At 55.2% G+C, this 13,291-nt stretch carries 11 protein-coding genes and 1 pseudogene; 11 read left to right on the top strand and 1 reads right to left on the bottom strand.

Translation table 11 applies throughout. From position 1 onward, the window contains the following. The first annotated feature begins 264 nt into the window (after window positions 1-264). The 4 genes from dnaK to nhaR all read left to right on the top strand — a co-directional run bounded on the left by dnaK (window position 265) and on the right by nhaR (window position 5,715). A complete protein-coding gene (gene dnaK / locus ACWKXT_RS17945) occupies window positions 265-2,178 on the top strand; it encodes a molecular chaperone DnaK (protein WP_454528384.1) in 1,914 nt (637 codons plus the stop codon). Window positions 2,179-2,265: 87 nt separating this feature from the next. After that, entirely contained in the window at window positions 2,266-3,411 is a 1,146-nt protein-coding gene (gene dnaJ / locus ACWKXT_RS17940; protein ID WP_014830600.1) for a molecular chaperone DnaJ, read from the top strand. A 171-nt stretch (window positions 3,412-3,582) separates the two neighbouring features. After that, window positions 3,583-4,758 carry a Na+/H+ antiporter NhaA gene (nhaA, locus tag ACWKXT_RS17935; protein ID WP_454533046.1) on the top strand — a complete coding sequence of 392 codons (1,176 nt, stop codon included), beginning with the start codon at window positions 3,583-3,585 and terminating at the stop codon, window positions 4,756-4,758. 57 nt (window positions 4,759-4,815) lie between these two features. Further along, window positions 4,816-5,715, top strand: a complete 900-nt coding sequence (gene nhaR / locus ACWKXT_RS17930) for a transcriptional activator NhaR (protein ID WP_151548390.1) — start codon at window positions 4,816-4,818, stop codon at window positions 5,713-5,715. Window positions 5,716-5,772: 57 nt separating this feature from the next. Here nhaR and rpsT read toward each other — a convergent pair whose 3' ends face one another. Further along, window positions 5,773-6,036, bottom strand: coding sequence for a 30S ribosomal protein S20 (gene rpsT / locus ACWKXT_RS17925; RefSeq protein ID WP_003856458.1), 264 nt, complete (start codon window positions 6,034-6,036; stop codon window positions 5,773-5,775). Window positions 6,037-6,137: 101 nt separating this feature from the next. On the opposite strand from rpsT, the pseudogene ACWKXT_RS17920 reads away from it, so the two are divergent. From ACWKXT_RS17920 to dapB, 7 genes and pseudogenes are all read left to right on the top strand, one after another. Further along, a pseudogene (locus tag ACWKXT_RS17920) lies at window positions 6,138-6,356 on the top strand (DUF2575 domain-containing protein). Window positions 6,357-6,363: 7 nt separating this feature from the next. Then, entirely contained in the window at window positions 6,364-7,290 is a 927-nt protein-coding gene (ribF, locus tag ACWKXT_RS17915; protein WP_454533045.1) for a bifunctional riboflavin kinase/FAD synthetase, read from the top strand. A 45-nt stretch (window positions 7,291-7,335) separates the two neighbouring features. Then, window positions 7,336-10,152 carry an isoleucine--tRNA ligase gene (gene ileS / locus ACWKXT_RS17910; RefSeq protein ID WP_454533044.1) on the top strand — a complete coding sequence of 939 codons (2,817 nt, stop codon included), beginning with the start codon at window positions 7,336-7,338 and terminating at the stop codon, window positions 10,150-10,152. Further along, on the top strand, window positions 10,152-10,652 hold the full coding sequence (lspA, locus tag ACWKXT_RS17905; protein WP_430749150.1) for a signal peptidase II: 501 nt from the start codon (window positions 10,152-10,154) through the stop codon (window positions 10,650-10,652). The genes ileS and lspA overlap by 1 nt, the downstream gene beginning before the upstream one ends. Before the next feature lie 57 nt (window positions 10,653-10,709). Then, window positions 10,710-11,159 (top strand): FKBP-type peptidyl-prolyl cis-trans isomerase, encoded by a 450-nt coding sequence (gene fkpB, locus ACWKXT_RS17900; RefSeq protein ID WP_003856450.1) that lies wholly within the window; start codon window positions 10,710-10,712, stop codon window positions 11,157-11,159. Window position 11,160: 1 nt separating this feature from the next. After that, a complete protein-coding gene (gene ispH / locus ACWKXT_RS17895; protein WP_022647010.1) occupies window positions 11,161-12,111 on the top strand; it encodes a 4-hydroxy-3-methylbut-2-enyl diphosphate reductase in 951 nt (316 codons plus the stop codon). Window positions 12,112-12,316: 205 nt separating this feature from the next. Beyond that, window positions 12,317-13,138, top strand: a complete 822-nt coding sequence (gene dapB, locus ACWKXT_RS17890; RefSeq protein ID WP_454528380.1) for a 4-hydroxy-tetrahydrodipicolinate reductase — start codon at window positions 12,317-12,319, stop codon at window positions 13,136-13,138. Window positions 13,139-13,291 lie beyond the last annotated feature (153 nt).

Raw genomic sequence — 13,291 nt, 5'->3', positions numbered from 1 at the left:
AAATGGTTAAACCCGCGTCAATACTCCCTGACGGGGCGCGGCATCATAATGGGCGCAATCGATGCCGTCTATGATCTCATCAGGGTGAAATTAAAATTTTTTTTATGCTTGCCCCTTGATGGATGCCGTCGCGACCCCATCTTGTAGTCAACCGCAGTGTGTGGACCTGAAAAAAATCAAATCTGGGCAGTTGAAAAAGCACGTTCTGCCCTTATTACAGGTACACAACCACATGTTGACTGAATTTTTAGTGGAGACGTTTAGATGGGTAAAATTATTGGTATCGACCTGGGTACTACCAACTCTTGTGTAGCGATTATGGATGGCACGACTGCTCGTGTGCTGGAGAACGCCGAGGGCGATCGCACCACGCCTTCTATCATTGCTTATACCCAGGATGGTGAAACTCTGGTTGGTCAGCCGGCTAAACGTCAGGCAGTGACAAACCCGCAAAACACCCTGTTTGCGATTAAACGCCTGATTGGTCGCCGCTTCCAGGACGAAGAAGTTCAGCGTGACGTTTCTATCATGCCTTACAAAATCATCGCGGCAGATAACGGCGATGCATGGCTTGATGTGAAAGGCACCAAAACTGCACCACCGCAGATCTCTGCTGAAGTGCTGAAGAAAATGAAGAAAACTGCTGAAGATTACCTGGGTGAGCCGGTAACTGAAGCTGTTATTACCGTACCTGCTTACTTCAACGATGCTCAGCGTCAGGCGACTAAAGATGCTGGCCGTATCGCAGGTCTGGAAGTAAAACGTATCATCAACGAACCAACCGCAGCTGCGCTGGCTTACGGTCTGGATAAAGAAGTCGGCAACCGCACTATCGCGGTTTACGACCTGGGTGGTGGTACTTTCGATATCTCTATTATCGAAATCGACGAAGTTGACGGCGAAAAAACCTTCGAAGTTCTGGCAACCAACGGTGACACCCACTTGGGTGGTGAAGACTTCGATACCCGTCTGATCAACTACCTCGTTGACGAGTTCAAGAAAGATCAGGGCATTGACCTGCGTAATGACCCGCTGGCCATGCAGCGCCTGAAAGAAGCCGCTGAGAAAGCGAAGATCGAGCTGTCTTCCGCTCAGCAGACCGACGTGAACCTGCCGTACATCACTGCAGACGCGACCGGTCCTAAACACATGAACATCAAAGTGACCCGTGCGAAACTGGAAAGCCTGGTAGAAGACCTGGTGAACCGTTCTATCGAGCCGCTGAAAGTTGCCCTGCAGGACGCTGGTCTGTCCGTATCTGACATCCAGGACGTTATCCTGGTGGGTGGTCAGACCCGTATGCCAATGGTTCAGAAGAAAGTGGCTGAATTCTTTGGTAAAGAGCCACGTAAAGACGTGAACCCGGACGAAGCGGTAGCAATCGGTGCTGCGGTTCAGGGGGGGGTACTGACCGGTGAAGTGAAAGACGTACTGCTGCTGGACGTTACCCCGCTGTCTCTGGGTATCGAAACCATGGGCGGTGTGATGACTCCACTCATCAACAAAAACACCACCATCCCAACGAAGCACAGCCAGGTGTTCTCTACCGCTGAAGACAACCAGTCTGCGGTAACCATCCATGTGCTGCAGGGTGAGCGTAAGCGTGCGTCTGATAACAAGTCTCTGGGTCAGTTTAACCTGGACGGCATCAACCCGGCACCGCGCGGCATGCCGCAGATCGAAGTCACCTTCGACATCGATGCTGACGGTATCCTGCACGTGTCTGCGAAAGACAAAAACAGCGGTAAAGAGCAGAAGATCACCATCAAGGCATCTTCTGGCCTGAACGAAGCTGAAATCGAAAAAATGGTTCGCGATGCCGAAGCTAACGCGGAATCCGACCGTAAGTTCGAAGAGCTGGTTCAGACCCGTAACCAGGGTGACCATCTGCTGCACAGCACCCGTAAGCAGGTTGAAGAAGCAGGCGATAAGCTGCCAGCGGAAGACAAGACTGCTATCGAAGCTGCACTGAGCGCGCTGGAATCCTCACTGAAAGGTGAAGACAAAGCGGACATCGAAGCGAAGATGCAGGAGCTGGCGCAGGCTTCCCAGAAGCTGATGGAAATCGCTCAGCAGCAGCACGCACAGCAGCAGGCGGGTGCTGACGCTTCAGCGAACAACGCGAAAGACGACGACGTTGTCGACGCTGAGTTCGAAGAAGTTAAAGATAAAAAATAATCGCCCTGATGCAGGGTAATTAATCGGCACGGGCGTAGGAGAACTCTCCACGCCCGTGCTCGCATGTTAAGGGGCTTAAAAAAACCAATGGCAAAGCAAGACTATTACGAGATTTTAGGCGTTCCGAAAACTGCGGAAGAGCGTGAAATCAAAAAGGCGTATAAGCGCCTGGCCATGAAATTCCACCCGGACCGTAACCAGGGTGACAAAGAGGCTGAAGCCAAATTTAAAGAGATCAAAGAAGCCTACGAAGTCCTGACCGATGCGCAAAAACGTGCAGCCTATGACCAGTACGGTCACGCAGCTTTTGAACAGGGCGGCATGGGCGGCGGTGGATTCGGTGGCGGCGGCTTTGGCGGCGGCGCTGATTTCAGCGACATCTTTGGCGATGTGTTCGGCGATATCTTCGGCGGCGGCCGTGGTCGTCAGCGCGCTGCGCGCGGCGCAGACCTGCGCTACAACATGGAATTGACCCTGGAAGAGGCCGTTCGCGGCGTTACCAAAGAGATCCGTATCCCGACGCTGGAAGAGTGTGACGTTTGCCACGGCAGCGGCGCGAAAGCGGGTACGCAGCCACAAACCTGTCCAACCTGTCACGGTTCCGGTCAGGTGCAGATGCGCCAGGGCTTCTTCGCGGTACAGCAGGCCTGTCCGCACTGTCACGGTCGCGGTACGCTGATTAAAGATCCATGCACCAAATGTCATGGCCACGGTCGCGTTGAGAAAACCAAGACTCTGTCGGTTAAAATCCCGGCTGGCGTTGATACGGGCGACCGCATCCGTCTGGCAGGTGAAGGCGAAGCAGGCGAGCACGGCGCACCGGCAGGCGATCTGTACGTTCAGGTTCAGGTGAAACAGCACGCTATTTTCGAGCGTGAAGGTAATAACCTGTACTGTGAAGTGCCGATCAACTTCGCGATGGCGGCACTCGGCGGTGAAATCGAAGTGCCGACACTGGATGGTCGCGTCAATCTGAAGATCCCTGGAGAAACGCAGACCGGTAAGCTGTTCCGCATGCGTGGCAAAGGCGTGAAATCCGTTCGCGGTGGCGCGCAGGGCGATCTGCTGTGCCGCGTCGTCGTGGAAACGCCGGTTGGCCTGAACGACAAGCAGAAACAGCTGCTGAAAGAGCTGCAGGAAAGCTTTGGTGGCCCAACGGGCGAGAAAAACAGCCCGCGTTCCAAAAGCTTCTTCGATGGCGTCAAAAAATTCTTCGATGATTTGACCCGCTAACCCGTTAGCTGGTTTTGAACTTCAAAAGCCCGGAAGCGATTCCGGGCTTTTTTATTTGCGCGTATAGCTCGGTTAAACTGAGTCTATACTCAATATATATCTGTTTTTGCCGAGTTGTTTGGCTTGGTATTATGGTTTTATCGAGGTATTGTTGTAAAAGAGAGAACTTAAATGAAATTACTACACCGTTTCTTTAGCAGTGAGGCGTCCGGTGGCGTGATCCTGATTATTGCCGCGGCGGCCGCAATGGTGCTGGCTAACCTGGGCATCACGAAGGAACTCTACCATGCATTTCTGGAAACGCCCGTTGAGCTGAAGGTCGGGGCGCTGGAAATTAACAAGAACATGCTGCTGTGGATCAACGATGCGCTGATGGCGGTGTTCTTCCTGCTGGTAGGGCTTGAGGTGAAGCGTGAGCTGGTGCTGGGTTCGCTTGCCAGCCGCCAGCGTGCAGCGTTCCCGGTGATTGCTGCCATTGGCGGGATGGTCGTTCCGGCGCTGCTTTTCCTTGCATTTACCTGGCAGGATCCTGTAGCGCGTGACGGCTGGGCTATCCCGGCCGCGACGGATATCGCGTTTGCGCTTGGTGTCTTAGCTTTGCTCGGCAGCCGCGTGCCGGTTGCGCTGAAAATCTTCCTGATGGCGCTGGCGATCATTGATGACCTGGGCGCGATCGTGATTATTGCGCTGTTCTACACCAGCGATCTGTCGATCCTGTCGCTGAGCGTAGCCGCAGGGGCAATTGCGGTGCTGGCGCTGTTAAATATTTTCAATGTCCGTCGCATCGGTATCTACATTCTGGTGGGGATGGTGCTGTGGACGGCGGTACTGAAATCCGGCGTGCACGCCACGCTGGCCGGGGTGATTGTTGGCTTCTTCGTGCCGCTTAAGCCGCAGGAGGGTAAATCACCCGCGAAACAGCTGGAACATGTGTTGCACCCGTGGGTTGCTTTTATGATCCTGCCGCTGTTTGCCTTTGCCAACGCGGGCGTTTCGCTGGGCGGCGTGACGCTTGACGGACTGACGTCCGTGCTGCCGCTGGGCATTATTGCCGGGCTGTTTATCGGTAAACCGCTGGGGATCAGCCTGTTCTGCTGGCTGGCGCTGAAGCTTAAGCTCGCGTCGTTGCCGAACGGCACAACCTTTGGGCAGATTATGGCCGTCGGCGTGCTGTGCGGGATCGGATTTACCATGTCGATCTTTATCTCGACCCTGGCATTTGGCGCTAACGCGCCTGAGCTCATCGTCTGGGCTAAGCTCGGTATTCTCATCGGGTCATTACTGGCCGCAGTAATTGGTTACACCTTGCTGAAGGTGAAATTGTCCGGACAGGCTGTCCAGGCATAACGGAAACCGGGAGAAGGGGCTCCTTCTCCCGATACACACTCAGGGAGAGAACACGCGATGTCTCATTTGAATTACAACCATCTTTACTACTTCTGGCACGTTTATAAGCAGGGCTCGGTCGTGGGCGCGGCAGAGGCGCTTTATCTGACGCCGCAAACCATCACCGGGCAAATCAAGGCGCTGGAAGAACGGCTGCAGGGAAAGCTGTTCAAGCGCAAGGGGCGTGGGATTGAGCCCAGCGAGCTGGGCGAACTGGTTTTCCGTTATGCCGACAAAATGTTTACCCTCAGCCAGGAGATGCTGGACATCGTCAACTACCGCAAAGAGTCGAACCTGCTTTTTGACGTGGGGGTCGCGGATGCGCTGTCCAAAAGGCTGGTGAGCGGCGTGCTGGATGCGGCGGTGGTGGAAGATGAGCAAATCCACCTGCGCTGCTTTGAATCCACCCACGAAATGCTGCTGGAGCAGCTGAGCCAGCACAAGCTGGACATGATTATCTCGGACTGCCCAATAGACTCCACCCAGCAGGAGGGGCTGTTTTCGGTGAAAATTGGCGAATGCGGCGTCAGCTTCTGGTGCATCAATCCGCCGCCGGAGAAACCCTTCCCGGCCTGCCTGGAAGAGCGTCGTCTGCTGGTGCCGGGCAGGCGTTCCATGTTGGGACGTAAGCTGCTGAACTGGTTTAACTCACAGGGGCTGAACGTGGAGATCCTCGGCGAGTTCGACGATGCGGCGCTGATGAAGGCCTTTGGCGAAGCGCATAATGCGATCTTCGTTGCGCCAACGCTGTACGCGCACGATCTCTATTCAGACGATAAGATTACGGAGATTGGCAGGGTGGATAACGTGATGGAGGAGTACCACGCCATATTTGCGGAAAGGATGATTCAGCACCCGGCGGTGCAGCGCATCTGTAACCGTGACTACTCGGCGCTCTTTACGCCACCGGCAACCTGAAGGCATAAAAAAACCCGCGTTAAGCGGGTTCTTTAAACAAGCAACAACAAGTAGCGATTAAGCCAGTTTGTTGATCTGCGCGGTCAGGTTTGCTTTATGACGCGCTGCTTTGTTTTTGTGGATCAGACCTTTAGCAGCCTGACGATCCACGATTGGTTGCATTTCGTTAAATGCGTTCTGCGCTGCAGCTTTGTCGCCAGCTTCGATTGCTGCGTATACTTTCTTGATGAAAGTACGCATCATAGAGCGACGGCTTGCGTTGTGCTTACGAGCCTTTTCAGACTGAACGGCACGTTTCTTAGCTGATTTGATATTAGCCAAGTCCAACTCCCAAATATGTTCTATGTGGACAATTCAAAGGCCGAGGAATATGCCCTCTTTGCCTTCTTTTGTCAATGGATTTGTGCAAATAAGCGCCGTTAATTAGCGACGCTACGTTACGTAGTGATGGCGCAGGATTCTACCAGCTTGTCTTTCGTGAATACAGCCTTTCGGCATAAAAATCGCAGTTCACGGGCAGATTTTTTCGCTGTGAAAGGTCAGCCTGATGAAATCATTACGGCTTTCTGTTTTGCGCGAACAATCGCCGGTTAACCTTAACCGCTGTACAAGGTATACTTTGGCGATTTTCACTGTTTTGAGCCAGACATGAAGCTGATACGCGGCATACATAATCTCAGCAGAGCGCCTCATGGGTGCGTGCTGACTATTGGTAATTTCGACGGCGTGCATCGTGGTCATCAGGCGCTGTTGCAGGGATTGCGTAAAGAAGGGGAGGCCCGTGGCCTGCCCGTTGTGGTGATGATTTTCGAGCCACAGCCGCTGGAGCTGTTCGCGGGTGATAAATCTCCCGCCCGCCTCACTCGCCTGCGCGAGAAGTTGCGCTACCTGGCAGAGTCCGGCGTGGACTATGTGTTGTGTGTGCGTTTCGATCGTCGCTTTGCCGCGCTGACAGCACAAACGTTTGTCAGCGACCTGCTGGTAAAGCGTCTTGGCGTGCAGTTTCTCGCCGTGGGGGATGATTTCCGCTTTGGCGCTGGTCGTCAGGGCGATTTCTTGCTATTACAGAAGGCTGGTCTGGAATATGGCTTTGATGTCACCAGCGCGATGACCTTCTGTGAAGGCGGCGTGCGCGTCAGCAGCACGGCGGTACGCCAGGCGCTGGCCAATGATGAACTGGAGACAGCAGAAAACTTGCTGGGTCACCCGTTCACTATCTCTGGTCGCGTGGTCCATGGCGATGCGCTGGGCCGCACGATAGGTTTCCCGACGGCGAATATACCGCTGCGTCGTCAGGTTTCCCCGGTTAAAGGGGTCTATGCGGTGGAAGTGGCAGGACTGGGTGAGAAGCCTTTCTACGGTGTTGCCAACATTGGCACACGTCCTACCGTTGCCGGTGTGCGTCAACAGTTAGAAGTGCACCTGCTGGACGTTGTAATGGACCTCTATGGTCGCCATATAGATGTGATACTGCGTAAAAAAATACGCAACGAGCAGCGATTTGCTTCGCTGGACGAACTTAAAGCGCAAATCGCGCGAGATGAATTGACGGCCCGCGAGTTTTTTGGGCTTTAGAACCGGCTTAACTGCCTACGTGATAAATACGGAACCGAGAATCTGATGAGTGACTATAAATCAACCCTGAATTTGCCGGAAACAGGGTTCCCGATGCGCGGCGACCTCGCCAAGCGCGAACCGGGAATGCTGGCGCGTTGGACCGATGATGACCTGTACGGCATCATTCGTGCAGCCAAAAAAGGCAAAAAATCCTTCATTCTGCATGATGGCCCTCCATATGCGAATGGCAGCATTCATATTGGTCACTCGGTTAACAAGATTCTGAAAGACATTATCGTGAAGTCCAAAGGACTCGCGGGATATGACTCGCCTTATGTTCCGGGCTGGGACTGCCACGGTCTGCCAATCGAGCTGAAAGTGGAGCAAGAGTACGGCAAGCCGGGCGAGAAGTTCACCGCCGCCGAGTTCCGTGCGAAATGCCGCGAATACGCTGCCACCCAGGTTGACGGTCAGCGCGCTGACTTTATCCGTCTGGGCGTGCTGGGCGACTGGTCGCACCCGTACCTGACCATGGACTTCAAAACCGAAGCTAACATCATCCGTGCGCTGGGTAAAATCATCGGCAACGGCCACCTGCACAAAGGCGCGAAGCCGGTGCACTGGTGCGTGGACTGCCGTTCTGCGCTGGCAGAAGCGGAAGTTGAGTATTACGACAAAACCTCTCCGTCTATTGACGTGGCGTTCAACGCTGTCGATCAGGATGCAGTGAAAGCCAAATTTGGCGTGTCGTCCGTTAACGGCCCGATCTCTTTGGTTATCTGGACCACCACCCCATGGACCCTGCCAGCGAACCGTGCGATCTCCCTGTCCGGTGAGTTCGACTACGCGCTGGTACAGATTGACGGTCAGGCGGTTATCCTGGCGAAAGATCTGGTTGAAAGCGTGCTGAAACGCGCGAACATCACCGATTACACCGTGCTGGGCACCGTAAAAGGCGACGCGCTGGAGCTGATGCGCTTCAAACACCCGTTCCTGGACTTCGACGTTCCGGCGATCCTGGGCGACCACGTGACGCTGGAAGCGGGTACCGGTGCGGTGCATACCGCGGGTGGCCACGGTCCTGACGACTACAACATCAGCCTGAAATACGGTCTGGAAATCGCTAACCCGGTTGGCCCGGACGGCTCTTACCTGCCAGGCACCTGGCCGGCGCTGGATGGTATCAACGTCTTCAAAGCGAACGACATCATCGTCAACATGCTGCGCACCAGCGGCGCGCTGCTGCACGTTGAAAAAATGCAGCACAGCTATCCGTGCTGCTGGCGTCACAAGACCCCGATCATCTTCCGTGCGACCCCGCAGTGGTTCATCAGCATGGATCAGAAAGGCCTGCGCGCGCAGTCTCTTTCCGAGATCAAAGGCGTGCAGTGGATCCCTGACTGGGGCCAGGCACGTATCGAATCCATGGTGGCTAACCGTCCAGACTGGTGTATCTCCCGTCAGCGTACCTGGGGCGTGCCGATGTCGCTGTTCGTGCATAAAGAGACGCAGGAGCTGCACCCGAACACCCTGGAACTGATGGAAGAAGTGGCGAAGCGTGTTGAAGTTGATGGCATTCAGGCGTGGTGGGATCTCGACGCCCGCGACATCCTGGGCGCGGACGCGGACAACTACGAGAAAGTGCCAGATACCCTGGACGTGTGGTTCGACTCCGGGTCTACCCACTCCTCCGTGGTTGACGTGCGTCCGGAATTTGCCGGTCACGCTGCCGACATGTATCTGGAAGGCTCCGACCAACACCGCGGCTGGTTCATGTCATCGCTGATGATCTCCACCGCGATGAAGGGTAAAGCACCTTACCGTCAGGTACTGACCCACGGCTTCACCGTGGATGGACAGGGCCGTAAGATGTCCAAGTCCATCGGTAACACCGTTTCTCCGCAGGACGTGATGAACAAGCTGGGCGCAGACATTCTGCGTCTGTGGGTGGCCTCAACCGACTACACCGGCGAAATGGCGGTGTCTGACGAGATCCTGAAGCGTGCTGCCGACAGCTATCGTCGTATCCGTAACACCGCGCGCTTCCTGCTGGCGAACCTGAACGGGTTCGATCCGGCAAAAGACATGGTGAAACCGGAAGAGATGGTAGTGCTGGACCGCTGGGCGGTAGGCTGCGCGAAAGCAGCGCAGGACGATATCCTGAAAGCCTATGAGTCTTACGACTTCCACGAAGTGGTGCAGCGCCTGATGCGTTTCTGCTCCATCGAGATGGGCTCGTTCTACCTCGACATCATCAAAGACCGTCAGTACACCGCGAAAGCGGACAGCGTGGCGCGTCGTAGCTGCCAGACCGCGCTGTTCCACATCGCAGAAGCACTGGTGCGCTGGATGGCGCCGATCATGTCCTTCACCGCGGATGAAATCTGGGGCTATCTGCCGGGCGACCGTGAGAAGTATGTCTTCACCGGCGAGTGGTACGAAGGTCTGTTCGATCTCTCCAGCACCGAAGCAATGAACGATGCCTTCTGGGACGAGCTGCTGAAAGTGCGCGGCGAAGTGAACAAGGTTATCGAGCAGGCGCGTGCGGACAAGAAAGTCGGCGGCTCTCTGGAAGCGGCAGTGACCCTGTACGCCGAACCGGAGCTGGCGGCGAAGCTGACCGCGCTGGGCGATGAATTGCGATTTGTCCTGTTGACCTCCGGTGCGAAAGTTGCGGATTATGCCGAAGCTACTGCTGATGCTCAGCAGAGCGAACTGCTCAAAGGACTGAAAGTCGCGCTGAGCAAAGCCGACGGTGAGAAATGCCCGCGTTGCTGGCATTACACCACCGATATTGGCCAGGTGGCGGAACACGCAGACATCTGCGGACGCTGTGTAAGCAACGTCGCCGGTGACGGCGAAAAACGTAAGTTTGCCTGATGAGTAAAACTCTCTGTTCAACAGGACTGCGCTGGCTGTGGCTGGTTGTGGTGGTGCTGATTATCGATCTGGGCAGCAAGTTCCTGATCCTCCAGAATTTCGCTCTGGGGGAGACGGTCCCGCTGTTCCCGTCGCTTAACCTGCACTACGCCCGTAACTACGGCGCGGCGTTCAGTTTCCTTGCCGACAGCGGTGGCTGGCAGCGCTGGTTCTTTGCGGGTATCGCCATCGGTATCTGCGTGGTACTGGCGGTGCTGATGTACCGCTCGAAGGCCACGCAAAAGCTGAATAACATCGCCTACGCGCTGATCATTGGCGGCGCGCTGGGCAACCTGTTTGACCGCCTGTGGCACGGCTTTGTGGTCGATATGATCGACTTCTACGTCGGCGACTGGCACTTCGCGACCTTTAACCTCGCCGATAGCGCAATTTGCATCGGTGCGGCGTTAATCGTGCTGGAAGGCTTCTTGCCTAAACCGGCCGCGAAAGAGCAGGCGTAATTATCAATGCCGGGTGACGCGCTGCGCCATCCGGCACAACATTAAAGAGCAATGTGCATGTCTAAATCCGTACAGAGCAACAGCGCGGTTCTCGTTCACTTCACGCTGAAGCTGGATGACGGCTCCACCGCCGAATCCACCCGCAACAACGGCAAACCGGCCCTGTTCCGTCTTGGCGATACGTCGCTGTCTGAAGGTCTTGAGCAGCAGCTTCTGGGCCTGAAAGAGGGTGAGAAAAAAGCCTTTTCGCTGGAGCCGGATGCGGCATTTGGCGTGCCAAGCCCGGATCTGATCCAGTACTTCTCGCGCCGTGAGTTCATGGACGCGGGGGAACCGGAAATCGGGGCGATCATGCTCTTTACCGCTATGGACGGCAGCGAAATGCCTGGCGTGATCCGCGAAATCAACGGGGACTCCATTACCGTTGATTTCAACCATCCGCTTGCCGGGCGTACCGTTCATTTTGATGTCGAAGTGCTGGAGATCGATCCGGCACTGGAGGCCTGAAATGCAGATCCTGTTGGCTAACCCGCGCGGCTTCTGCGCCGGTGTAGACCGCGCTATCAGCATTGTTGAAAACGCGCTGGAGATTTACGGCGCGCCGATTTACGTGCGTCACGAAGTGGTGCACAACCGCTACGTGGTCGACAGCCTGCGCGAGCGCGGTGCGATTTTTATCGAGCAGATCAGCGAAGTGCCGGACGGCGCAATCCTCATCTTCTCCGCGCACGGCGTCTCACAGGCGGTACGCAACGAGGCGAAAAGCCGCGATCTGACCGTATTCGATGCCACCTGTCCATTAGTGACAAAAGTGCATATGGAAGTGGCGCGCGCCAGCCGTCGCGGTGAAGAGTCGATTCTGATTGGCCATGCCGGTCACCCGGAAGTCGAAGGCACCATGGGCCAGTACAGCAACCCGGAAGGGGGCATGTACCTGGTCGAGTCACCGGAAGATGTCTTTACGCTGAACGTGAAAAATGAAGCCCGTCTGTCGTTTATGACCCAGACGACGCTCTCCGTAGACGATACCTCGGACGTGATTGACGCCCTGCGCCAGCGCTTTCCGAAAATCGTCGGGCCGCGTAAGGATGACATCTGCTACGCCACCACTAACCGTCAGGAAGCGGTGCGCGCGCTGGCTGAGCAGGCGGATGTGGTGCTGGTTGTCGGCTCCAAAAACTCCTCTAACTCCAACCGTCTGGCCGAACTGGCGCAGCGCATGGGGAAAGCGGCGTTTCTGATTGACGATGCAACGGACATCCAGGAAGCGTGGGTGAAAAATGCGGCCTGCGTTGGCGTGACCGCAGGTGCTTCCGCACCGGATATCCTGGTGCAGAACGTGATTGCGCGTCTGCAGGAGCTGGGCGGCGGCGAAGCGGTGCCGCTGGAAGGACGTGAAGAGAACATCGTTTTCGAAGTCCCGAAAGAACTGCGCATCGACGCCCGCGAAGTCGAATAGTCCTTTTTCTGATAAAAGGCCAGCACCTCCTGTGCTGGCCTTTTTTTTACCCGTTACTTTATCGTGACGACAAAATCATGTCTTTTACTGATATTTAAGTCGGTTTCACGTTAAATTCTAATTATCGGTGTTTTCAGTTGGCAGTGCTTCTCAAGGCTGGTTAATCTGAAAACGATTTACATCATTTTAACGTAAGAGAATAACTATGCATGATGCACAGATCCGCGTTGCCATTGCGGGCGCGGGTGGACGTATGGGCCGTCAGCTGATTCAGGCGGCACTACAGATGGATGGCGTGGCGCTTGGCGCGGCGCTGGAGCGTGAAGGTTCCTCACTTCTTGGTGCCGACGCAGGTGAGCTGGCAGGCGCGGGAAGGACGGGCGTTACCATCCAGAGCAGCCTTGATGCGGTTAAAGATGACTTCGATGTATTCATCGACTTTACCCGCCCGGAAGGGACGCTGACGCATCTGGCGTTTTGCCGCCAGCACGGCAAGGGGATGGTGATAGGCACCACCGGTTTTGACGATGCGGGCAAGCAGGCTATTCAGGACGCATCAAAAGAGATTGCGATTGTCTTCGCCGCAAACTTCAGCGTGGGCGTTAACGTCATGCTGAAGCTGCTGGAGAAGGCCGCTAAGGTGATGGGCAACTATACCGATATCGAGATCGTGGAAGCTCACCACCGTTACAAAGTTGATGCGCCATCAGGTACGGCGCTGGCGATGGGCGAAGCGATTGCTCATGCACTCGATAAAGATTTAAAAGACTGCGCGGTCTATACCCGCGAAGGTCACACCGGCGAACGCGTGCCTGGCACTATAGGTTTCGCAACGGTTCGTGCGGGCGACATCGTCGGCGAACATACGGCGATGTTCGCCGATATTGGCGAGCGTGTGGAGATTACGCATAAAGCTTCCAGCCGAATGACGTTTGCCAACGGAGCCGTTCGCTCAGCACTGTGGTTAAAAGATAAGAAAGATGGTCTTTTTGATATGCGAGATGTGCTCGATCTCAACAATTTGTAAGCTTTATTACCCATCGTGATGTGGTTATTGCAGTCGTAACTATTTGATTGCATAGGGCAATATTTTATTGCCCTTTTATTTTACCTCTTATCAGTATTTATTGTCTTCAAACCATTAAAAATGGCGTTATTCCTGATGTTTTGTGTTGCTGGA

The organism is Enterobacter sp. UPMP701 (assembly GCF_053709515.1).
The sequence above is the reverse complement of the archived record's forward strand: the minus strand, read 5'-3'. Positions and strand labels throughout refer to the sequence as shown.

Excerpts from the sequence above, each read along its gene's own strand:
- dnaK (WP_454528384.1), top strand. The coding sequence starts at position 265 with ATGGGTAAAATTATTGGTATCGACCTGGGTACTACCAACTCTTGTGTA.
- dnaJ (WP_014830600.1), top strand. The coding sequence starts at position 2,266 with ATGGCAAAGCAAGACTATTACGAGATTTTAGGCGTTCCGAAAACTGCG.
- nhaA (WP_454533046.1), top strand. The coding sequence starts at position 3,583 with ATGAAATTACTACACCGTTTCTTTAGCAGTGAGGCGTCCGGTGGCGTG.
- nhaR (WP_151548390.1), top strand. The coding sequence starts at position 4,816 with ATGTCTCATTTGAATTACAACCATCTTTACTACTTCTGGCACGTTTAT.
- ribF (WP_454533045.1), top strand. The coding sequence starts at position 6,364 with ATGAAGCTGATACGCGGCATACATAATCTCAGCAGAGCGCCTCATGGG.
- ileS (WP_454533044.1), top strand. The coding sequence starts at position 7,336 with ATGAGTGACTATAAATCAACCCTGAATTTGCCGGAAACAGGGTTCCCG.
- lspA (WP_430749150.1), top strand. The coding sequence starts at position 10,152 with ATGAGTAAAACTCTCTGTTCAACAGGACTGCGCTGGCTGTGGCTGGTT.
- fkpB (WP_003856450.1), top strand. The coding sequence starts at position 10,710 with ATGTCTAAATCCGTACAGAGCAACAGCGCGGTTCTCGTTCACTTCACG.
- ispH (WP_022647010.1), top strand. The coding sequence starts at position 11,161 with ATGCAGATCCTGTTGGCTAACCCGCGCGGCTTCTGCGCCGGTGTAGAC.
- dapB (WP_454528380.1), top strand. The coding sequence starts at position 12,317 with ATGCATGATGCACAGATCCGCGTTGCCATTGCGGGCGCGGGTGGACGT.